18 protein-coding genes and 1 riboswitch are annotated in these 22,491 nt (G+C 64.5%); of the genes, 6 read left to right on the top strand and 12 right to left on the bottom strand.

Annotated features, from left to right (window positions below; all coding sequences use genetic code 11):
* Nucleotides 1-37: 37 nt before the first annotated feature.
* The gene (locus tag GGD40_RS33255) at nucleotides 38-571 is read right to left on the bottom strand and encodes a cytochrome b (RefSeq protein ID WP_179709779.1); all 534 of its coding nucleotides are present in this window, start codon (nucleotides 569-571) and stop codon (nucleotides 38-40) included.
* A complete protein-coding gene (locus GGD40_RS33250; RefSeq protein WP_179746536.1) occupies nucleotides 568-1,629 on the bottom strand; it encodes a catalase family peroxidase in 1,062 nt (353 codons plus the stop codon). Before GGD40_RS33250 ends, GGD40_RS33255 begins: the two co-directional genes overlap by 4 nt.
* Nucleotides 1,630-1,876: 247 nt before the next feature.
* On the opposite strand from GGD40_RS33250, the gene GGD40_RS33245 reads away from it, so the two are divergent.
* A complete protein-coding gene (locus GGD40_RS33245) occupies nucleotides 1,877-2,332 on the top strand; it encodes a hypothetical protein (protein ID WP_179746535.1) in 456 nt (151 codons plus the stop codon).
* Nucleotides 2,333-2,365: 33 nt separating this feature from the next.
* Here GGD40_RS33245 and GGD40_RS33240 read toward each other — a convergent pair whose 3' ends face one another.
* Entirely contained in the window at nucleotides 2,366-2,668 is a 303-nt protein-coding gene (locus GGD40_RS33240) for a putative quinol monooxygenase (RefSeq protein WP_179746534.1), read from the bottom strand.
* Nucleotides 2,669-2,904: 236 nt separating this feature from the next.
* Here GGD40_RS33240 and GGD40_RS33235 point away from each other — a divergent pair, with 236 nt between their 5' ends.
* Nucleotides 2,905-3,090, top strand: a complete 186-nt coding sequence (locus GGD40_RS33235) for a hypothetical protein (protein ID WP_179746533.1) — start codon at nucleotides 2,905-2,907, stop codon at nucleotides 3,088-3,090.
* Nucleotides 3,091-3,117: 27 nt separating this feature from the next.
* Nucleotides 3,118-5,232: a phosphocholine-specific phospholipase C gene (locus GGD40_RS33230; RefSeq protein ID WP_179746532.1), complete on the top strand. Its 2,115-nt coding sequence runs from the start codon at nucleotides 3,118-3,120 to the stop codon at nucleotides 5,230-5,232.
* Nucleotides 5,233-5,248: 16 nt separating this feature from the next.
* Here the strand turns inward: GGD40_RS33230 and GGD40_RS33225 are convergent, their stop codons facing one another.
* Nucleotides 5,249-7,189, bottom strand: coding sequence for a TonB-dependent receptor domain-containing protein (locus GGD40_RS33225; protein WP_179746531.1), 1,941 nt, complete (start codon nucleotides 7,187-7,189; stop codon nucleotides 5,249-5,251).
* Between the two features lie 167 nt (nucleotides 7,190-7,356).
* Nucleotides 7,357-7,554: riboswitch (cobalamin riboswitch) on the bottom strand.
* A 19-nt stretch (nucleotides 7,555-7,573) separates the two neighbouring features.
* Nucleotides 7,574-9,874 carry a 5-methyltetrahydropteroyltriglutamate--homocysteine S-methyltransferase gene (metE, locus tag GGD40_RS33220; RefSeq protein ID WP_179746530.1) on the bottom strand — a complete coding sequence of 767 codons (2,301 nt, stop codon included), beginning with the start codon at nucleotides 9,872-9,874 and terminating at the stop codon, nucleotides 7,574-7,576.
* A gap of 122 nt (nucleotides 9,875-9,996) precedes the next feature.
* On the opposite strand from metE, the gene GGD40_RS33215 reads away from it, so the two are divergent.
* The 3 genes from GGD40_RS33215 to GGD40_RS33205 all read left to right on the top strand — a co-directional run bounded on the left by GGD40_RS33215 (nucleotide 9,997) and on the right by GGD40_RS33205 (nucleotide 12,270).
* A complete protein-coding gene (locus GGD40_RS33215) occupies nucleotides 9,997-10,923 on the top strand; it encodes a LysR family transcriptional regulator (RefSeq protein WP_179746528.1) in 927 nt (308 codons plus the stop codon).
* Between the two features lie 14 nt (nucleotides 10,924-10,937).
* The gene (gene cobF / locus GGD40_RS33210; RefSeq protein ID WP_179746526.1) at nucleotides 10,938-11,714 is read left to right on the top strand and encodes a precorrin-6A synthase (deacetylating); all 777 of its coding nucleotides are present in this window, start codon (nucleotides 10,938-10,940) and stop codon (nucleotides 11,712-11,714) included.
* Between the two features lie 289 nt (nucleotides 11,715-12,003).
* A complete protein-coding gene (locus tag GGD40_RS33205; protein WP_035556168.1) occupies nucleotides 12,004-12,270 on the top strand; it encodes a hypothetical protein in 267 nt (88 codons plus the stop codon).
* A 10-nt stretch (nucleotides 12,271-12,280) separates the two neighbouring features.
* On the opposite strand, the gene GGD40_RS33200 is transcribed toward GGD40_RS33205, so the two are convergent.
* From GGD40_RS33200 to GGD40_RS33170, 7 genes are all read right to left on the bottom strand, one after another.
* Nucleotides 12,281-13,582 carry an ATP-binding protein gene (locus GGD40_RS33200; protein ID WP_257030758.1) on the bottom strand — a complete coding sequence of 434 codons (1,302 nt, stop codon included), beginning with the start codon at nucleotides 13,580-13,582 and terminating at the stop codon, nucleotides 12,281-12,283.
* Nucleotides 13,583-13,773: 191 nt separating this feature from the next.
* Nucleotides 13,774-14,487 carry a response regulator gene (locus GGD40_RS33195; RefSeq protein ID WP_179709794.1) on the bottom strand — a complete coding sequence of 238 codons (714 nt, stop codon included), beginning with the start codon at nucleotides 14,485-14,487 and terminating at the stop codon, nucleotides 13,774-13,776.
* A gap of 16 nt (nucleotides 14,488-14,503) precedes the next feature.
* On the bottom strand, nucleotides 14,504-17,635 hold the full coding sequence (locus GGD40_RS33190) for an efflux RND transporter permease subunit (RefSeq protein ID WP_179746525.1): 3,132 nt from the start codon (nucleotides 17,633-17,635) through the stop codon (nucleotides 14,504-14,506).
* A complete protein-coding gene (locus GGD40_RS33185) occupies nucleotides 17,632-18,798 on the bottom strand; it encodes an efflux RND transporter periplasmic adaptor subunit (RefSeq protein WP_257030655.1) in 1,167 nt (388 codons plus the stop codon). The genes GGD40_RS33190 and GGD40_RS33185 overlap by 4 nt, the downstream gene beginning before the upstream one ends.
* 4 nt (nucleotides 18,799-18,802) lie before the next feature.
* Nucleotides 18,803-20,374, bottom strand: coding sequence for an efflux transporter outer membrane subunit (locus tag GGD40_RS33180; RefSeq protein WP_179746523.1), 1,572 nt, complete (start codon nucleotides 20,372-20,374; stop codon nucleotides 18,803-18,805).
* Between the two features lie 95 nt (nucleotides 20,375-20,469).
* On the bottom strand, nucleotides 20,470-20,763 hold the full coding sequence (locus tag GGD40_RS33175; RefSeq protein ID WP_035556163.1) for a hypothetical protein: 294 nt from the start codon (nucleotides 20,761-20,763) through the stop codon (nucleotides 20,470-20,472).
* Between the two features lie 375 nt (nucleotides 20,764-21,138).
* Nucleotides 21,139-22,389: an arsenic transporter gene (locus tag GGD40_RS33170; RefSeq protein WP_179709802.1), complete on the bottom strand. Its 1,251-nt coding sequence runs from the start codon at nucleotides 22,387-22,389 to the stop codon at nucleotides 21,139-21,141.
* Nucleotides 22,390-22,491: the final 102 nt, after the last annotated feature.

The raw sequence follows: 22,491 nt of genomic DNA, 5'->3' as shown, positions 1-22,491 counted from the left end.
CATGCATCACTCCCGATATGAAACCGTCGCACGCCCCTCAGCGCCAACGCGCCATCGTCTCAAACACGCCATCCCGCCTCACCAGCGCATGCAACAGCGCCGCCGCCAGATGAAGCACGATCAGCGCGAAGAAACACAGCGCGAGCACTCGGTGCGCATTCCACAGCAGCGTGTGCAGCCCATTGCTATGCGGCAGGATAGACGGCAACTGAACCCCGAACACCACCACCGGATAATCCGCGGCCGACAACATGCCCCATCCCAGAAGCGGCAACGCAATCATCAGCACGTAAAACGCGAGATGCGACAGATGGGCGGCCAACTTCATCGGCTCCGGCATCGACGCCGGCAACGGCGGTGCGCCGCGCATCAATCTCACCACGAGGCGAATCAGCGCCAGCACGAGAATCACCATGCCCAACGGTTTGTGGATCGACACCAGCGACAGATAATCCGGGCGTACGGTGGACACCATCCCGACGCCGATGAACAGCATCGCCAGAATGCAAACCGCCATCAGCCAGTGAAGCGCGCGCTGCAGCGGTGTGAAGCGATCGTGGATCGGGTTCATGGCGTGGCTCCTCCCGCCGGATGATGCGGATAGTCCTTGTCTTCAGCGGTCCGCCGGTCGAACGAGACGGCATAGGCGGCCGAGCGCGCGGCGGGAAACGGATCGTCCGAGACGTGCATGCCGGGCGGCAGCACCGTCGGATCGAAGTTGATATCGCGACACGGCCCGTCGGCCTCGGGCTCGATGGCATTGACCACCAGCGTACCCGCCTCCACCTTGCGCCGATCGTCCGGCCAGGCTTTGGTCGGGTCAGCGGTCGGGTCGCCGGGATTGGCGAGCGTGAAGACCAACGTCCAGCGTTGCGGCGCGCTGTGGACCCGTTGCGTGATGTCGGCGGCGAGGAAGTCGGCGTCGCGCGCCTTCAACTGATCGTGCGGGACGGCCTCGGGCTGCGCGGCGGGAATGAAGGACCAGCGCACCGCCTGGTCCTGTCCCGCGGCATTCGTGAAGATGAAGCTATTGAGGCTGTTGTAGCGCTCTTCCGCGTACGAAGCCGTCCACGGCGCACTCCCGGCCCACGCGACGAACGCGCCGAACTCCGGATGCGCGCCGATGAAATTCTTCATGGCGTCCGGGTCTTGCTTGTTGGCCGAAGCCTGCAGCAGACCGTAGAACGCTTGCGGTGTGGAGACCGCAAAGAACGGCGCATCGATCATCGCGGTGCGCCATTCGCGCCCGTCCGGCGCGACGATGCGCAAGCTGAGGCCGCGCACCCGAACGGCGGCGTCCGGCGCTTTGGGGTCCGGCGTGGCGAGGTTGAAACGTCCGGTGACCGGATACGAGCCGGGCGCCAGCATCGGTGCCGTCGACAGGGCCGATGCCGCGCCGTTCGATTCGAAGCTGCCGGTAAAACAGATGCCCTTCGCATGATTGCGCCGAAAGCCGAGCGTCGGGCCGCCGGGGGGCGCCAGTCCGTTGACGATCCTGGCGGGCGTCAGGCGGCCCGGCGAGAGCCAGCCGGCCGTAAAGGCGAAGGCCGCGACCAGCGCGGCCACCACGACTGCAATCAGTACCAGCGAACGAACGGGGGACGCGCTGGAAGTCGGTCTGTCGGCCATCGATCTCTCCCGATCTGGATTCGGCTGGGTGAAAGTCCGGCAAGCTGACGAGCATAGTGCCATCGATCCGGGGACTACGCTCATTCACTGCCGCTCGTCGCCATCCGCCGCCGCTCACCGCCATTCGACGCCACGACGGTGCGCCTGTGCCCCGCCCGTGGCGTTGCGAGGCTTCCTGTCCGATTCTGCGATTGCTGGCGGCGCACAGCTATAATCGCGCTCGACCATCGCCAGGGAAGGCTCGCTCGTGAAAAAGATCGCTACCGTTGCGCTCGTTGCGCTCGCTCTCACGGCTTGCTCGTCGGCTGAAAAGCAGGCTCAGCAAGCCCAGCAATTCGTCCACAACGAGGCAAGCCTGACCGCTGCCCAACGCAATGCCACGGTCAATTGCACCCCGGCAAACTGCGACGCCGCGTGGGCGCTGACGAAACGCTATATCGAGCAACATTCCGACACAACCGTGACGCGCGCCGACGCCGTCGCGATCGAGACCGACGTGCCGTCCCGTTCAGGCAAGGCCGCGCTTTCGGCAACCCGTGACGCGAAGGGCACGGGCGCCACGCTCACCCTCTTTGCTCAATGCCGCAACATGTACGGAGCGGACAACGAGAAGGGTTCGGACTATGACGAGTGCGCCGAGAAAATCATCAACGCTCAGAATGGATATGCGGCGTTTCTCCGGACGCATGCGTCGGGTCAGTAAGCGCATCGAGCCGGCCGCCAGTCGTCGGTGAACCTACGCGACGCTCGTCGCTCCAAGCTGCAACACCGTCGCGGGCCCAGCTCTGAACGTAGGACTATGCGCATCCGCCGCGATCATATGAGCGGTGACATCGTGCGCCGCCAGCGCTTCTTTCGACGACCACTTTTCGAGCAGGACGAAACGATCCTCGTCGCCCGCGACCGGGTGTAAGTCATATTGCCTACACCCCTCCTCCGCGCGAACGATCGGCGCCAATTGACGGTACGCCGCCAGTTGTTCAGCGCCTCGTCCGGGTTTCGTTTGAATCAGAATCATCAGCATGACTTCACCGGCCATCAACTTCTCCTCGGTATTCGAATAGTTTTTTGAAGAACATTGCTCGCGCAACCCAATTGATCTTAACGGATCAGCAGTTCAGTTCATCAATCGCGAAGTCAAAAAAAACCATCTCTCTATTCACGAGACACTCGCACGTAATAATTGGAAATTACCTTCTCGGCATCGCGGACACCAATGAGCCGCGTTCGCCGATGCGCGCTCGCGTCCCCTCAGTCAATTTCATGGAGACACTCATGCCGGGTTTGGCATTCCGTCCACTCGCGTTCGCCGGCCTGATTGCCGCTACCGCGCTGCTCGGCGCATGCGGTGACGACGTATCGCCGTCGGCCGCCCCGGTGGCGAAATCCGCGTGCGGCAATACCCCCGTCGCCAATACGCACATGAGCTGTCCTCCGGGCACCGTCTCGCCCGCCTCCTGACATCTGAATTCCAATTAGGTCCTTCGCATGGCCACCAAAACCCGTCGAGATTTTTTGAAGCTGTCCGCCGGACTTGCCGGCGCGACAGCCGCCAGCACGCTGTTTCCCGAGTCGATTCGCAAGGCGCTGGCCATCGAGCCGAATTCGGTCACCGGCACGATCCAGGACGTGCAGCACATCGTCGTCTTCATGCAGGAGAACCGCTCGTTCGACCATTATCTAGGTCACCTGAGCGGCGTGCGCGGCTATAACGACCGCTTTCCGGTGACGCTGCCGAACGGTCAGCCGGTGTGGTTCCAGCCGCGCCAGGAAGATCAGACCAAGGTGATCGCGCCGTTCCGTTACGACACCACCAATCCGGGCATCAACGCTCAATGTATCGGCGGTCTGCCGCATACGTGGGCCACGACGCACGGCGCGATCGACAGCGGCCGCGCCGACAAATGGGCGGTGCAGAAGACCAACATGACGATGGGCTATCACGAGCGCGCGGACATTCCGTTCCACTACGCGCTCGCGGATGCGTTCACGGTCTGCGACAACTACTTCTGCTCGATCCCCGGCAACACGCACCCGAACCGCATGTATCTGATGACGGGGATGGTCGATCCGCTGGCCACCGGCGGCGGCCCGCTGCTCGACAACACCGATTACATCGACAACCAGTTCGACGCCATCCAGTTACAGCCCTTCAACTGGACCACCTACCCCGAGCGGCTCGAAACGGCCGGCGTCTCGTGGCAGGTCTATCAGCAAGGCACCGGCTTCGACAATTTCTCCGGCAATTACGGCACCAACATGCTGGCCGCGTTCAAGAACTTCGTGAACGCGCCGGCGGGTTCGTCGTTGGCGAACCGCGGCATGAGCACGCGCTCGCTGACGCAGTTGAAGGCCGACGTGCAGGCGAACGCGTTGCCGCAAGTGTCGTGGCTGCTGCCGCCGGCGGCCTATTCGGAGCATCCGAAATTCACGCCGCTGTACGGCGCGAACTACATCTCGACGATCCTCGACGCGCTGACGTCGAATCCCGACGTGTGGAGCAAGACCGTCCTGTTCATCATGTACGACGAGAACGACGGCCTGTTCGATCACGTCGTGCCGCCGCAAGCGCCGACAGTGCCGGGCTCGGGCATGAGCACGGTGGACATTTCGCTCGAACGTCACAACGTCGTGACCGCGACCCAGGCCAGCACCTACACCGCCGACAACCTGCCGTACGGCCTCGGCCCGCGCGTGCCGATGACGGTCGTGTCGCCGTGGTCGAAGGGTGGCTTCGTCTGCTCGCAGGTGTTCGATCACACGTCGGTGCTGCAATTCATCGAGAAGCGTTTCGGCGTGATGGAAACCAATATCTCGCCGTGGCGCCGTGCGATCTGCGGCGACCTGACCACCGCGCTCGACTTTTCGAAGTCGGACTCGACCGTGCCGTCCCTGCCGAACACGACGACCTATGTCTCGCAAGCCGACATGCAGTGCGCGCGGCCGACGGCGCAAGCCGCCCCCGCGAGCACCGTGCAACAACTGGTGACCGCACAGGAACCGGGCACGCGACCGGCGCGCGCGCTACCGTACGAACTGCACGTGAACGGCCAGTTGCAAGCGCAAGGCTACGCGTTGACGTTCGCCAACACCGGCACGCAGGGCGCGCATTTCTGGGTCTATACGGGCGACCCGACCGCCATGCCGCGCCGCTATACCGTCGAAGCCGGCAAGCAGTTGACCGATACATGGGCGCTGGATGCGAACGGCAACTACAGGGTGAACGTGTACGGCCCGAACGGCTATTTCCGGCGATTCGGCGGGACGGCTGTCGCGGACGCGGCGGCGAAACCGGATGTGGTGACCTGCTACGACGTGGCGAACGGCAACGTCTACGTCACGCTCTCCAACGCGGGGACCACGCCGCTGACGGTCACCGCCACCGACGTCGCGTACGGCACGCCGCCGCAAACGCTGACCGTGCCGGCGGGGAAAACTGCCGAGGCGCACTGGGACCTGTCGTGCAACAGCCAGTGGTATGACTTTCAGTTCACGGTCGCGGGGAACGCGAACTGGGTGCGGCGTATTGCAGGCCACGTCGAAACCGGCAAGCCGAGTATTACGGATCCAGCCGCGGTTGCGCCGGTGACGACAGCGATCTGATTTAACGGCTAAACCGCTAGAACGTATACGCCAGCTTGCCGAATGCCGTCCGACCCAACGTGTTATAGCCATACGCGGTCGAGTACGTGTGATTGAACAGATTCGTCAGCGACGCGGACAACGTCAGATGCGAATTGACCGTGTAAGCGGCACGCAGACCGACCGTCGCGTACGACGGCAGATACGTCGTATTCGCCGGATCGTCGTAAGTCGAGCCGCCGTACTGCAGCGTCACGCCGGTGCTCAGCGCGTGCAGATGAAACTCGTCCCACGTGTGATCGACGCTCAGGCTAACCGTCTGACGTGGGCGACGATTGAGCCACGTGCGGTCGGTGACGTCCTGCGGATTCAGCAGACCGATCGCGAGGCTCACCGGCGTCGAGCGGCCGAGCGTGCCACGGTACGACAGATCGATACCCTGAATATGCGCGCGCCCCACGTTCACCGGAGCAAACGTCACCGGGTCGTACGTGATGAGGTCATGCACCCGCGTGTCGTACAACGCGGCCGTGAACGTGCCGATCGACGTGGTGGCATCGAGCGCCGCTTCGACCGTGTCGCTGCGTTCGGGCGACAGGTTCGGGTTCGAGAAACCCGGGTAATACAGATCGTTGAACGTCGGCAGGCGGAACGCGTTGCCATACGAAACACGCGCGGTATAAACCGGCGTGATCGCATAAGCGAGCGCGACGTTGCCCGTATTGACCGACTGCCCCTGCACGATCTCGTGGCGGCCCGCGAGGAACAGCGTGAACGCCCCGAGCACGGCCGATTGATGCAGCGAAACCGCCGAATCGTTGCGAGCCGGCACGCCCGACGGAATATCGATCGGCAGGAAGGCCTGCTCGCGCGAGAAGTCGTAAGCGAGCTTCGTCTCGCCGGACAACGGCAGACCGAACAGCGTATGCCCGTGCTCCTGATGCGTCAGCGAAGTCGACGTGCTGAAACGCGTCGAGTCGATTTCATCGGTGGCGAGGGTCGGGTCGTTCGCGTAGAGGAACTGGCGGTCGTTCGCGTAGCCGACCGACTGGTCGAACTGCGTGTACGGCGTGATATCGACGTGCAGCGCGATACCCGTCGTCAGTTGATGATCGAGCTGCTGGTTATCGCCCCCGGCGTTGTCGTAGGAGAACGTGGACTTGTGATAAAGCGCGAAGGTCGAGATCGACCAGTTGTCGCGCGCATAACCGAGCCGCGCGTCCACGTCTTGCGCGTGGTACGGATTGCGGCCGTCCTCGTGCCCGTACGCGAACGGTTTGGTAGCGTCGATCCCCGCGGTGTTGTAGTCGTGCAGGCCCAGCGAGTACGTCAATCCGGACAAGGCCGACAGCGGACCCGTGGACGGAAGGCTGCCCGAGGTGCGGATTTGCGTGTCGAACGTCTTGTTCGAACCGCCGCCTACCGAGACCGTGGTCCGGTTAGGCTGATTCGCCGCATGGTTCGTGAAGAGTTGCACGACGCCGCCCACCGCGTCCGCGCCGAACGAAGCGGCCGCCGGCCCCGAGATCACCTCAACGCGGTCGAACGCGGAGGTCGGCAGATCGGCCCACGAGGCCTGACCCGTCGTCGCGGAACCGACCCGGATCCCGTCGATAAACACCGCCACCTGGCTGCCGCTCGACCCGCGAATGCTGACGGCCTCCGTCGCGCCCGGTCCGCCGTTTTGCGACACGGTGACGCCGGGCAACGTAGCCAGCGCTTGCGTGATGCTCGGATCAGCCGGCGACAGACGGTCCAGATCCGCCTTGTTCAGGACTTGCGTCGACGCATAGCGTTGATCGAACGATTGCGGCAGATGCTGCGTATCGCCCGTCACGAGAATGTTCGGCAGCGTGGTTTGAGCCGGCTGTTGGGCGTCGGGCGACAGCGACGCGTCGTCCGCGGCGTGAGCCGTTTGCCATGCGGAAACTGAGGAAACCGTCAGCGCGGACGTAACGAGGAGATGACGGAACTTCATAGTGAGCCAATGCCTGATGCGGAAAGGCGAAGGCACAACGCCCCCGCGAGTGGAGCGTTTTGAAACGTGCTGGTGGACATGACAGGTCCTGAGGTTAGGCTGTCTTTGCAACGAGCGACCGCATGGAGCGGTGCTGGCGCATCGGGACACCCCGCCCGATGCGGCTGCGCAGACCTCGGTCGATGGCAGGTCTCCTGGCTCGCGAGTCGCCGTTCTGCGCCGACCTTCCCGGTCTCCCAGTGGTCATGAGTGGCGCGAACTCGTCGCTTACAGTTGCGGGGGCAGCCGCAGACTCGGCGCATTGCTGCGCGTCACTGCGTTCCCTTTTGATCCCGGTAAGGGGAACCATCAGGGCGCAAGCGTAACGACTGGCAGTGCCGTCCGTCAATTGTTCGTGAGATCGGACGTCACCTCGGACGCAACAAGTTTCTGCCGCAAGGCCTTCGCGGCCTGCACCATATTGGTCAGCGCGGCTTCCGTCTCGGGCCAGCCACGGGTTTTCAGACCGCAGTCCGGGTTGACCCACAGGCGCTCGGCAGGAATCACCTCGCAGGCACGCTCCAGCAGACGTTGCATCGCTTCAACGCTCGGCACGCGCGACGAATGCGTGTCGTACACGCCCGGGCCGATTCCGTTCGGATAGGCGAACTCGCCGAAACCATCGAGCAGTTCCATCGACGAGCGCGACGTCTCGATCGTGATCACGTCCGCATCCAGCGCGGCGATCGACGGCAAAATGTCGTTGAACTCCGAATAGCACATATGGGTATGAATCTGCGTCGCGTCCGACACCCCGCCCGCCGCGATCCGGAATGCGCGGGTCGCCCAGTCGAGATACGCGGGCCAGTCAGCCTGACGCAGCGGCAGCCCTTCACGGAACGCCGGCTCGTCGATCTGGATGATGCGGATGCCGGCTTTTTCAAGGTCCATTACTTCATCGCGAATCACCAGCGCCAGTTGCAGCGCCGTGGTCGAGCGCGGCTGGTCGTCGCGCACGAACGACCATTCGAGCAGCGTGACCGGACCGGTCAGCACGCCTTTCACCAACCTGTCGGTCAACGACTGCGCATGACAGGCGTTGTCCACGATCATCGGTTCGGGACGATAGACGTCGCCGTAAATGATCGGCGGCTTGACGCACTGCGAGCCGTAGTTCTGCACCCAGCCACTTTCGGTGAACGCGTAGCCCCACAGCTTGTCGGCGAAATGCTCGACCATGTCGTTGCGTTCCACTTCGCCATGCACCAGTACGTCGAGCCCGAGTTCTTCCTGTTTGCGCACGACGCTCGCCGTTTCCGCGCGCATCCGCTCGAGATAGTCGAGCGCGCGAAGTTCGCCGCGCCGGTACGCCGCGCGTGCCTGCCGGATGGCCGGCGTCTGCGGAAACGAGCCGATCGTCGTGGTGGGCAGCAACGGCAATTTCAACGCGTGACGCTGCACGCGGCTACGGTCGGCGAACGGACTCTTGCGGTCCGCCATCGCGTCGGTAATGGTAGCGACGCGCCGTTGCACCAGCACGTTGAACACGCCGCCGGAACTTCGTCGCGAATCGAGCGCGGCATCCGCTGCCGCGAGCGCCGGTTCGGCCGCGGCCGGATCGCGCAGCGCCAGGGCCAGCGTGCCGATCTCGTCGAGCTTTTCGGTGGCGAAAGCGAGCCACGAGCGGAGTTCGGCGTCGAGCTTCTTTTCGGAAGCGAGCGTGACCGGCACGTGCGCCAGCGAGCACGACGGCGCGATCCATAGCCGGTCGCCGCGCTCCGCGTCAACGCTTTCCAGCGAAGCCGCGATCTCGCCCAGATCGGCGCGCCAGACGTTGCGCCCGTCGATCACGCCGACCGACAGCACCTTGTCCGCGGGCAGCGCCGAACGCCATGCGTCCAGTTGTTGCGGCGCCCGAACCAGATCGATATGTACGCCGTGAACCGGCAGACCGGCGACCAGCGGCGCATGGTCGGCGGCGGTGTCGAAGTACGTGGCCAGCAGCACCTTGACGCCCCCGTCGCCCAGCACGTTGTAGACGGCGGCAAACGCTTCGAGCCAATCCGGTTCGAGGTCGAGGCACAGCGCGGGTTCATCCAGCTGAACCCATTCGATCCCGCGCGCCTTCAACTGATCGAGAATGCGGATGTAGCGGATCACCAGTCCCGGCAGCAGCGACAACCGGTCGAAGCCGGCCACGCGGCTCTTGGAGAGCCACAGATAGGTGATCGGCCCGATCAGCGCCGGCTTGACCGCGAAATCCAGCGCTAGCGCTTCGTCGACTTCGTCGAAGAACCAGTCGACGCCGCCATTGAACGTCGTATCGGGACCGAGTTCCGGCACGAGGTAGTGATAGTTGGTGTCGAACCACTTGGTCATTTCCATTGCCGGCTGCGCCTTGTTGCCGCGCGCCAGTTCGTGATACTGCGCGAGCGACAGCGTCGCCGGTTCGAAGCCGAAACGCTCCGGCAGCGCGCCGAGCAACGCCGTCAGATTCAGCATCGGGTCGTACCACGCGAAATCGCCGACCGCGACGAAATCCAGTTTCGCGTCCCGCTGCAATGCCCAGTGACGCGCGCGCAGCGCCTTGCCGACGTCGCGCAGATAGGCGTCGTCGGATTCGCCGCGCCAGAACGACTCCTGCGCGAACTTCAGTTCACGTTGCGCGCCGATGCGCGGAAAACCGGAAATGTGGGTGCGGGCCATGCGGAATCCTTGAGTGAATGCCGCGCAGTGTGCGAGTCGCGCTATGATTCATCAAGCGACATGTTTTCATCATCATATGAGCCACATTCATATCAAGACTTTTCCCGCTTCGGTGTATCGCCATGCTTGAACTGCGCCATCTTCGCTCGCTGATCGCGATCTCCGAGTCCGACAAGCTGGTCGCCGCCGCCGAGCGCGTCAATCTGAGCCAGTCCGCGTTGTCGCACCAGATCCGCGACATGGAAGCGCATTACGAGGTATCGCTGTTCGAACGGACCCGCCACGGCCTGCGTTTCACGGCCGCCGGCGAGCGGCTGCTCGCGCTCGCGCGCGACACGCTGGCCGCGGTGGCCACGGCCGAACGCGATCTGGTTCGCCTCAAAGGCGACGTGCGCGGCGAGTTGCGTATCGTGCTGGAATGCCACACCTGTTTCGACTGGCTGATGCCGGTCATGGACGAATTCCGGCGCCGCTGGCCGGAGGTCGAAGTGGATCTGGTCGCGGGTTTTCACGCCGACCCGATGAAACTGCTGAACGAGCGCAAGGCCGACGTGGTGATCGGTTCGAAGCCCGCGGCCAAACGCGGCCTGCACGTCGCGCCGCTGTTCCGCTTCGAGATCCAGGTGGTGATCGCCAACGAACACCGGCTGCGCAACAAGCGGCGTGTCGGCCCGGAAGACCTGCAAGGCGAGACGCTGATCACCTACCCGGTGCCGGAAACGCGTATCGACCTGATCCGCGAGGTTCTCGAACCGGCCGGCATCAAGCTCGAACGGCGCACCGCCGAACTGACCATCGCGATCATGCAACTCGTGGCGAGCCGGCGCGGCATTGCGGCGCTGCCGAACTGGGGCGTGAAGAACTACGTCGATCACGACTACGTGCTCGCGAAACGGGTCGGCGCCGCAGGGCTGTGGAGCGAACTGTATGCGGTCGCACCTAAAGACATTGCGGGGCGGCCTTACTTCGACGATTTCGTGAAGATCGTTCGTGACATCTGCGCGGCGCAGCTCGACAGCATCGAGCTGATCTCCACTCATCCTCATTAACCGGAAACCTCTTGATGAAAAAAATCCTGATCATAGGAATCGGCGCGGGCGATCCGGACTATCTAACCGTTCAGGCCATCAACGCGCTCAACCAGGCCGACGTGTTCTTCGTGATGGACAAAGGCGTCGCGAAAGAGAAGCTGATCGCGTTGCGCAAGCAGATCATCGAGCGTTTCGTGGACGGCGAGCGTTACCGGATCGTCGAGGCGAGCAGCCCCGAACGCCGGCCCGACGACGGCGACTATCGCTCCGCGGTCGACGAGTTGAACCGCGACAAGCAACGCATCTTCGAACGCCTGATCGCGGAGGAACTGAACGACGGCGAGGTCGGCGCGTTTCTGGTGTGGGGCGATCCGTCGCTGTACGACAGCACGATTCGCATTGTCGAAGCGATCGCCGAGTCGATCGCAGAAGGCGGCGGCGAGGCGCTCGACTACGAAGTAATTCCCGGCATCAGCAGCGTCCAGGCGCTGGCGGCGCGGCACAAGGTTCCGCTGAACCTGATCGGCCGCTCGATCACGATCACCAATGGCCGCTCGATCGCCGAAGGCTTCCCGGACAACGTGGACAGCGTCGTCGTAATGCTCGACTCGCAGAACGCCTACCGGCATCTCGCGAACGACGACCTCGACATCTACTGGGGCGCCTATGTCGGCACGCCCGACGAAATTCTCATCGCCGGCAAACTGCGTGACGTGATCGACGAAATTGAACGCGTCAGGGCCGAGGCGCGCCGCACGCATGGCTGGATCATGGACACGTATCTGCTGCGCAAACGCGAGCGCGCCTGAGTCCGCCCGACGCGGGCGGCGCCATGCCACAAGCGCGCGCTATCGCTGTTGCAGCGCCGCTCCGGCGCCCGCCGGGTTATCTGCCGTAACCGCCGGTATTGCGCTTTTTATCCTCCTTGCGCCAATGCGGCTTATATTGATGTTAGAGGTGTTGCCGCATCCCCACGCCCGACGTTTCGGCGTGACATGCGCGGCACACACGCGCCCGGGTATGATGCCGGTCGCACTCTTAGCGGAGTCCGGTTCGCCGCCGCTCCTCACGTCGCCTTTTCCAGCCACGAGAATCATCATGCCTGCCCAACACGACGAAGCCCCCACCGCCCACGCCACGCCGGGCAAGGCGAAACGCAAGGCGCTGCCGGTGCCGGCGCGCAATCTTCTGATGGTCGCCGTCGGCGTCGTGGTGTTCGCGATCGTCGCGGGTGTCGTTCTTTACGGTCCCATTACGTATGGCGACGAGATTCCGAACTTCGGCATCATCCTGATGCTGACCGTGCCGGTTATCGCGGGCGTGGCGTTCCGGGTCGGGCTGGATGCCTGGCTGGATCGGGTGTAAGCACAATCCACTACGCGAGCGGCGGCGCGACGGTCAACCCGGCGGGCAACACAACGGGCAGCACCACCCACACCTCCAGCCCACCGCCCTCGCGCGCATGAAACTGCAGGCTGCCATGGTGCAGCCGCGCGATCCGCTCGACGATTGCCAGTCCCAGCCCCGTGCCGCCACTATGCGCGCGCGCATTGCTGCCGCGCTGAAACGGCGCCTTCAATTGCTCCAGCTCCTGCGCCGACAAGCCTTTGCCGCGATCGCCGACCGCGACATACACCGCCTCCGGCGTCGTCCAGCTCCGCACCGCGAGCCCCGTTCCGCCGTACACGATCGCGTTCTGCATCAGGTTCATCAGTAGCCGCATCATGCTTATCGGCCGGTATGCGATTGCCGGCAACACCGCCAGCGACAGCTCAAACTCATGTCCCAGCCCGGCGAAATCGCCCGCGAGGCGTTCGATCAACGCATTCAGATCGCCGGGTTCCGCGGCCTCGCGTTCGCCGCTGCCCGCGTAATCCATGAACTGCTGCAGGATCGTTTCGATCTGGTCGAGGTACGACTCGGCGGCGACCACGAAACTGCTGTCGCTGCCGTGCGGCATCGCCATGGCCATCGAGAGGCGCAGTTTGGTGAGCGGCGTGCGGATGTCGTGCGAGATGCCGGCTAGCATCAGCGCGCGGGTTGCCTCGGCCTGCTGCAACGCCTGCGTCATCTGATTGAAAGCATGGCTCACCGTGGCGATTTCGGTCGGGCCGTCGGTGGGCAGCGGCGCGGGCGTCTCGCCGGCGCTCACGCGGCGCGCCGCCCGCGTCAGTCGCTGGAGCGGCTGGTTGAGGTGGCGCTGGATCAGGTAGCCCGTCAACGCCGCCAGCGCGCCCAGGCCGAGCGACAGCAGGATCGCCGCGTCGAGTCCGTTGCCCTGCGCGTCTTCGGGAATCGGCAGCGCGATCCAGTACGGCGCTTGCGGCGCATCGGCCGGCGCATGCATGCGAATCCACAGGCGCTGACCGCCGACCGACTGCCAGCGCGCCGGCATGTCGGCGGGTAGATGCGCGCGCAAGCTGTCGAGAAACACGTTGCGCTGATAGATGCGATAGGCGCGCAACAGATCGGTCGGCTGCGCCTCGGTGACGTCATCGGGCAGTTGCGCGCGAGCGTCGAGCCGCGCGGTCAGCGTGACGCGCGCGTTGGGCGGCGTGGCGGCGAGCAGGTTGTCGAGCGTCGTCACGTAGGTCGCGAAAACGGCGGCCGCGCGTTCGACACGCGGCCGCTGGACGTAATGCAGCAACACGCCGAGCGCGCAGGCTTGGCTCAGCATCACCAGCACGATCAGTAAGACGATGTTGCGCGCGAGCAGTGTTCTGGGAAGCAGCGCTCGTAGTACGCCGCCTGGCGCAGCGCGGCCCCTTCCCTTGGCGCCGCCTGGCGCGGCTTGCCCCCCTCCTTGCACGTCGCTTTGCGCGCCGCGTTGCACGGCCTGTTTTTGCGTCCCGCCCCGCTCCGCGCGCGTCATGAGTCGACGTCCGCGGCCAGCATGTAGCCGATGCCCCACACCGTCTTGATGAAGCGCGGTTTGGAAGGATCGTCCTCGACGATCTGCCGCAGCCGCAGCACCTGCACGTCGATGCTGCGATCGAGCGCGTCGTGCTCGCGGCCGCGTGCGCGCGCCAGCAGATTGTCACGGCTCACCGGCCGGTTCGGCGACGACGCCAGCGCGACCAGCAACAGCATCTGCGCCGAATGAATCTCCAGCAGCGCACCCGCGCGCGACAGTTGCTGCTTGCCGACGTCGAGCGTGAAATCGCCGAAGCGCACGGATTGCGAGGTCACCGTGACTTCGCCGGACGCCATCTTCTGGCGCCGCAGCAGCGCATTGATACGCGCCACCAGTTCGCGCGGCAGGAACGGTTTGGCGAGGTAGTCGTCGGCGCCGGTTTCGAGGCCGACCACGCGGTCGAGCGGATCGCCCTTCGCGGTCAGCATCAGGATCGGCAAGGTCTGCCCCTGCTCACGCAGACGCGCGCAGATTTCGAGGCCGTCTTCTTCGCCGATCATCAGATCGAGCACGAGCAGGTCGAACGGTTCGCGTTCCAGATAACGATCGAGCCGCTTGCTGTCTTCCGCGACGCGCACGTCGAAACCGTGGCCGCGCAGAAAGCGCTGCAGCATGTTGCGCAATTCGACTTCGTCGTCGAGCACGATGATTTTGGCGGGGCGTTCCATGCGAAAGCTCCTCGATTTAAGCGTCGGGCGGCGTCTGGCGCGCCGCGTGCCGTTCTGCCAGGCGCTGCAACAGCACGTAGAACGACGGGATGAACAGCACGGCGATACAGGTGGACGCGAGCATCCCCGAAAATACCGCAATCCCGAGCGAACGGCGCGCGCTCGCACTCGCGCCGGTGGCGATCACGAGCGGCACCACGCCGAGAATGAAGGCGAACGAGGTCATCATGATCGGCCGGAACCGCAAACGCGCCGCCTCCACCGCGGCCTCCGCGATGCCGACGCCCTGCGCGCGCAAATGCCGCGCGAACTCGACGATCAGAATCGCGTTCTTCGCCGACAACGCAATCAACAGCACGAGGCCGATCTGCGTGTACAGATTGTTGGCGGCGCCGAGCAACGCCAGCGTGCCCGCCGTGCCGAGCAATGCCAACGGCACGGCCAGCACCACCGCCACCGGCAGCAGCCAGCTTTCGTACTGCGCGGCCAGCACGCAGAACACCAGCAACACGCCCACGGCGAACACCCAGTAGGCCGAGTTGCCAACCAGCTTCTCCTGATACGACATGGCGGTCCACTCATAGCCGACGCCGGCCGGCAGAATCCGCGCGGCTTCCTGTTCGAACGCCGCGATCGCGTCGCCGGTGCTGTAGCCGTTCGCCGGATTGCCGTTGATGGCCGCAGCCGGCGCGAGGTTGTAGAGCGTCGCGACAGCCGGGCCGACGCTCGTGTGCGCGTCGATGAACGTGCCCAGTTCGACCATGTGGCCGCTATTGCTGCGAATCTGCAAACGGCGAATGTCGTCGGTGTCGCGACGGAATGCGCCGTCGGCCTGCACGAACACGGGGAACGTATGGTTGAACGTCGTGAACTGGTTCACGTAGCTGGAACCGACATAATCCTCCAGCAGATCGAACACATTGCCGACCGGCACTTGCAACGATTCGGCCTTGGCGCGATCCAGCGTGAGTTCGACGGTCGGCACCGACGCGCGAAACGGGCTGAACACGCGCTGCAATTCGGGGCGCTTCGAGACGCCGGCGATCAGCGCGTCGGTGGCGTCCTGCAGCCGCTGGTAGTTTTGCGAGCCGTCGGTCAGCATCACCTGCATCTGCACACCGCCGCTATTGCCGAGGCCCTGGATCGGCGGCGGCACGATCACCACGGAGCGCACGTCGGGCAGTTTCGCGAGTTCGCGGTTCATGCGCAGATACAGCGAGCGCAGGTCTTCGCCTTTGCCGCGTTGGCTCCAGTCGTCGAGCGTCACGTAGATCAGCGCGGAGTTCGGCAGCGAGGCGTTATTGTCGAGCGGCGAGATGCCGCCGATCGACACCACATGGCTCACGCCGGGAATCGCGCCGATCAGTTTTTCGATCTGCGTGCTCGCCCCGCGAGTGCGCCCGAGCGACGCGGCGTCCGCGAGTTGCGCGGCGATCAGCATATAGCCCTGGTCTTCGAGCGGAATGAAGCTCGTGGGAATACGCGTGAGCAGAAACGCGGACGCCGCGCCGAGCGCCAGCGCGATCACGAGCGCAAGACGGCAACGCGCCACGAACCACGCGACCACCCGCACGTAGCCGCTTTCCACGCGCGCGTAGCCTCTGTCGAACAGGCGATACACCACGTTCGGTTTGCCGGGCCGCGCTGGCCGCAACCACCTTGCGCTTTGCACCGGCTTGAGCGTCACCGCATTGATCGCGCTGATCACCGTGGTGGCGACCACCACCAGCGCGAATTGCCGATACATCTGTCCCGTCACGCCGCCGAGAAACGCCGACGGCAGAAACACCGAGATCAGCACCAGCGTGATGCCGACAATCGGCCCCAGCAATTCGTGCATCGCGTCGATGGCCGCCTGCTTGGGCGTCTTGCCTAGCTCGATGTGTTGCGTGATCCCTTCGACCACGACGATCGCGTCGTCCACCACGATCCCGATGGCCAGCACGATCGCGAATAGCGTCAGCAGGTTGATCGAAAAGCCCAGCAGATAGATCGCGCCGAACGTGCCGATGATCGTCACCGGAATCGTCGTGGCGGGCACCAGCATTGCGCGCCAGTTCTGCAGAAACAGCAGGATCACCGCCAGCACCAGCAAGGCCGCTTCGAACAGCGTCTTGTAGACGTCGAGCACCGATTGCCGCACGAAGGTCGTCGTGTCGAACGGCAATTGGTAGCTGACGCCCTTCGGCATGTCTTTCGCGAGGCGCGTCATCGTGGCCTTCACGGCGTTGCCGACCTCCAATGCATTCGCCTCGGGCAACTGATAGATCGCGATACCGGCCGCGGGTTTGCCGTCGAGATTGAAGAACTGTCCGTAACTGGATGACCCGAGTTCGGTGTGCCCGACGTCGCGAATGCGCACGAAATGGCCGCCGTCGTTCGGATCGGCTTTGACGATGATGTCGTCGAATTCGTGCGGGTCGGTGAGCGCGCCTTGCATCGTCAGCGTCAGTTGAAACGCGGAGCCGCCCGCATTCGGTTCGGAGCCGAGCTGGCCCGCGCTCACGTCCTTGCTCTGGCTCTGGATCGCCTGCATCACGTCGGCGGCGGTCAAACCGCGCTCGCTGAGTTTCTGTGGATCGAGCCACACGCGCATGCTGTATTGACCGGTGCCAAACACCGTGACGTCGCCGACACCCGGCAAACGCGCGAGCGTGTCGCGCAACGAAATCACCGCGTAGTTGCTGAGAAACAGCGAATCGTATTTCGGATCGGGCGATTGCAGCGTGTACAACTGCAAAATCGCGGTGGAACGCTTGCGCACCGTGACGCCCTGCTGCTGCACCGCCTGCGGCAATTGCGCGGTGGCGGCTGAAACGCGGTTCTGCACCAGCACCTGCGCCTTGTCGACATCGGTGCCGACGGCGAAGGTCACCGTCAGCGTGTAGGTGCCGTCGTTGGTGCTGGTCGACTGCATGTACAGCGCGTTTTCCACGCCGTTGACCTGCGTTTCGATCGGCAGCGCCACGCGATCGATCACCGTCGCCGCGCTCGCGCCGGGAAAACGCGCGACCACCTGCACGGTCGGCGGTGTGATCGGCGGATACTGCGCGATCGGCAGATTGATCAGCGCCACGCCGCCCAGCAGCATCACGATCAGCGCGATCACATTGGCAAAGACCGGCCGCTCGACGAAGAAGCGAATCATGACTGACCCTGCGTCGCGGCCGCGACCACCTGCACCTTGGCGCCGGGCGCGACGGCTAGCGCGCCGCCGGTCACCACCTGATCGTTTGCGTTCAGGCCCACGGTGACGGCACGCAACGTGCCGTACAGGCCGCCGGTTTGCACCGCGCGTTTCTCGATCACGCCCGCGCCGTTCACGATCAGCACAAAGGCGCCGGCCTGCTCGCGCAGCAAGGCGGTGTCGGGAATCAGCACGACGTTCTGCGGCGCGCCGGCGGGGATATGCACCTCGACCGACATGCCCGGAATCAGATGCGCGTCCTGATTGGCGATATCGGCACGCAGTTTGAGCGCACCGCTGCCCGAGTCCACGCGGGTATCGACGAATTCGAGCGCGGCGTCTTCACCCTGAGCGGCCGGCGCGCCGAGCACGTTCACGCGCACGGTGCGTGGCGGTTTCGTGAACAGCCCGATACGGTTCGCGTCACGCTCGTTCAGCGTGAAATTCACGTACACCGGTTGAATGCGGTCCAACGTGGCGAGTTTGGTGGAGTCGGATGCGCCGACCAGATTACCGACGTCGAATGAACGCGCACCGATGCGACCCGCGAACGGCGCGCGGATTTCTGTGTAACCGAGATTGATGCGCGACATGTCGCGTTTGGCGAGCGCCTGGTCGCGCGTGGTCTGCGCTTTCTGCAACGATGATTCGGAGGTCGCGTTGTCGGACGTGAGCTGCTTCTGGCGCGTCAGTTCCTGATCGGCGTTGACGAGCGCGGCCTGGTCGTAAGTGAGTTGCGCGCGATACGAATCCGGCTCGATGCGGAACAGCAACTGGCCTTGCTTCACGTACGCGCCGTCGGCGAAACCGATCTGCTGCAGCACGCCCTGCACGCGCGCCACCAGCGTGACCGTGGCGGAAGGCGCGACGGTACCGCTCAGGTCGAGCTGTTCGCGCACTTCGCGAGGCACGGGCCGGCTTACGCTGACTTGCGGTAGCGGTGCGTTCTGTGCGGCCTGGGTGGCGTTGTCGTGGCACGCTGTCAGCGTGAGGATCAGCGCGGCGAGCACGACCGGGGTGATGACTGCTGGCGCAGTAATACCAAACGCGATTGCGGGTTGGGTCCGGCTTTTTACACAGCCCTCAGCCCCGCCCCGCTCGTTGTTCACGCATCGATTCGCCATGTTTTTATTTCCCGTTCTCAGGCTGCGCCACGCTCGCACGCGCCAAAGCCGAACCGGCGGGCGGATTCAACAAACGCCCCCAATCCGTGCGCTGCGCCATCTGCGTGGCAATCTTTTCGCTGACCACCTGCTGTCCTTGCGCAACCTCCCATCCGCCGCCGAGCGCCCGATACAGCGACACCGCCGCGAGCGCCGCCAGCCCCTGGTTTTGCGCGAGCGCATCGCCGTCGCGCAACGCCGAACGCGACGCGTCCAGCACCGGATCGTAGGTCACCGAGCCCGCGCGATACTGCGCGTTCGCGAGCCGCAGCGCGCGCTGCGATGCATCGGATGCGCGCGCGGACGCCGCAAGCGCATCCAGCGACGTGCGCAACGCGGCGATCGCGTCTTCCACTTCTTTCTGCGCTTGCAGCACGGTGTTCTGATAGTCGAGCACCGCCTCCTGAAACGACGCGTCCTGAACTCGCACCGCGTTTTTCAACTGGCCGCGATCAAGGATAGGCAGCGTAATACCTGCGGAAAACAGCCCGATCGTCTTGCTGCCCCACTGCGTCAAACCAATGCCGTGCTGGTCGCCCGACGACAACCCGAACAGCCCCGTCAGCGACAGCGACGGATACAGCTTCGCCTTCGCGGCGCCGATCAGCGCAGATTGCGCCGCCGCGTTGAGCGCGGCCTGGCGCACGTCGGGACGGCGCCGCAGCAGATCGGCGGGAATGCCGACATCGATCTGCGTGGGTGGCACGGGTATCGCCGTGCCGCCTTTGAGCTGCGCCTCGACGGCGTCGGGCGGATCGGCAAGCAGCACGGCCAGCGTGTCGCGGTCCTGCGCGCGCGCCTTGATGAGTGGCGGAATCTGCGCTTCGGTTTCGGCCACCAGCGTGGCGGCCTGTTCGACGTCGAGCTGCGTCGCCGCGCCGTGCCGGTAGCGCGCCTGTGTCAGCGTGAGGCTCTGCTGCACCGACTTGAGATTCTGCTGCGCCACCGCAATGCGCTGATCGAGCGTGCGCAGGTCGATATAGGCATTCGCGAGGTCGCCGAACAGCGATACCAGCGCGTTGTCATAGGCAGCTTCCGACACCCGCAATTGCGCGCGGTCCGATTCGATCTGCCGGCGATACTTGCCCCAGAAATCGATTTCCCAGCCGGCGTTCACGCGTAAATGTTCAGCCCACAAATGCGTGGGCGGCAACGGGCCGACGCCGCTGGTGTTGATATGGTCCGCACCCGCCGACACGCTGCCCGACTGCGGCAGCAGATTTTCCGCGCTGGTCGCGAGTTGCGCGCGCGCCTTGAAGATATGCAGACCGGCCACCTGCAGCGACAGGTTGCGCTGGAAAGCACGCTCTTCGAGCGCGCTCAGCACCGGGTCGTTGAACGCGGTCCACCAGGCGGCCTGCGCGGCGGGCGTGGCCTGCCCTTGATCCGGCAAGGTTTCGAGCCAGCGGTTTTCGAGCGTCACGTCCGGCTGTTTGAAATCGGGGCCGACGCTCTTGCAGGCGCTCAATGCCACGCTCATCGAGACGATCATCGACGCGCAGGCAAAGCGCAAACGGCGGGACGTGGCGGATTTCATCGAGCATGGCTGTTGATCAAATGACGGCTGAGGGTTCGGCGGAGCGGCTCGTGCGCCGCGCCACGGCCCTACGATCCCGCCGATACCCGCGCGGCTCAGTGCGCTGCCCCGCGTTGCTGCATGAATGCCTCGATCTGCGGCAACGTGATGTAGCCCGCTTTCTGCGCGTCGATCTCGTCGAAGTGCTTGGCCACCATCGGCATGCCGGCCGCGGCCTGGTCTTTGGTGAGCTTGCCGTCGTGCGTGGTGTTGGCATTCGAGAAACGCGTCTGCAACTGCTGCTCCATACGCTGCATACGCTGAGGATTACCGGCCTGCGGCGCGGCGGATTGAGCGAACGTAGCGGTGGATGCGCAGCACAGCAACACGATGGCGAACAACTTCTTCATGACCGACTCCTTGATGGGTCATCGAGCGTCGCCTGCTGGTGCCGCGATCCGTTCAATGACAGGCCGAATTCTTGGGCAAGCGCCGAGCGAATGCAATTTCAGAATCATGTCGAGTTATGTCATGACCGCCGCGACGCCTGTTCGACGTGACATGGAATGAAATGACTTTGCGATGCCGTTCCGAACGCGCTTTGCGTATCTTTCGTCTGTCGGCTAGAGCGACGCAGCAAGCGCCGCCAGCGCCGCCTCGGATAACGTATCGATGACAAAATAGGCTGTTGAATCAGCATAGAACATGCTGTCCGCAAGATTGCCTGGTGAATTCCCGTTGTGCTGAAGAATGGCGGACGGAACGTGCGCGCGGAGCGCCGCCGCTCAGTGGATCAGAATCCTCGCGCCCAGCGCCAGCACGAGCGCCGGCAACATCACCACCACGCCGACCTTCAGAAACGTCAGGAAGCCGACGTCTTCGCCTTCGCGGCGAATCGCGTTGAGCCAGAGGATCGTGGCGAGCGACCCCGTGATCGACAGGTTCGGCCCCAGGTCGACGCCGATCAGCAACGCGTCGATGACGCGCTCCGGGCTGTGCGCCTGCAGCACGGTCGAACTGGCGATCAGCCCGGCCGGCAGGTTGTTCATCAGATTGCTGCCAAACGCGATGGCGGCGCCGGCCCAGCCCGCGGTGCTCATTTCGTTGTGCAGCGCCGCGCGCTGCGTCAGGCCGGCGAGCGTCGTGATGACGCCGGTGTGATCGAGCATCTCGACCAGCACGAACAGCGCGGCAACCAGCGGCAGCACACTCCATGAGATTTCGCGGATCATCGGCAGCGGCGATTTGCGCTCCTGGATCAACACGACCAGCGCCGTCAGCGCGCCGAGGATCGCGGTGGGCAGGCCGAGCGGCAGATCGAACGCGGACACCGTCAGCAACGCGACGGCCGTCACCGCGATACCCGCCAGCGCGACGCGGCCGCTCGCCGATAGCGCGAGCGGTTCCAGATTCGCCTCGCAGGTGCCGGCCAGCGCGTCGCGCTGGCTCCAGCGCAGCATCAGGTAGGTCGCCACGATCGACAGCAGCGAAGGCAGCGTGAAGCGCATCAGCCACGCGCCGAGCGCGGGCGTGTGATTGCCGTACAGCACGATGTTGGCCGGATTCGAGATCGGCAGCACGAAGCTCGCCGCGTTGGCGATGAATGCGCAGACGAACAGCAGCGGCAACGGGTGCGTCTTCGCTTTTTTGGCGGCGGCGAATACGGCCGGGGTGAGCACGACCGCGGCTGCGTCGTTGGAAAGAAAGGCGGTGATTACCACGCCGACCAGATAGACCAGCAGGAACAACTTGCGCGGCGAACCCTGGGCATGATTGACCGCGAGCACCGCGACCCAGTCGAACAGTCCTTCGCGGCGGCCCACTTCGGACAGCAGCATCATGCCGAACAGAAACAGGTAGACGTCGGTGCCTTTGCCGACCGCCGCGATCGCCAGATCGACCGGCAACAGCCCCAGCGCCACCAGCAGCAGCGCGCCGGCCACGGCCCAGACCGCCTCGGGCCATTTGAACGGCCGGGTGATGACACCGGCCGTGGCGGCCGCGGCGATACCCCAGGAAAGCAAAACGGAATTCAAAAGGTGCCCTTAATTGGAGTGAGTGGCGCACAGGCGCGGCCGGGACGCGGCAGGCCTGGTGGGCCCGCCGCTGCCGGCGCTAAGGGAGCAAACCTTGTGCCA

This window comes from Paraburkholderia bryophila (genome assembly GCF_013409255.1).
Classification (GTDB): Bacteria; Pseudomonadota; Gammaproteobacteria; order Burkholderiales; family Burkholderiaceae; genus Paraburkholderia.
The sequence above is the reverse complement of the archived record's forward strand: the minus strand, read 5'-3'. Positions and strand labels throughout refer to the sequence as shown.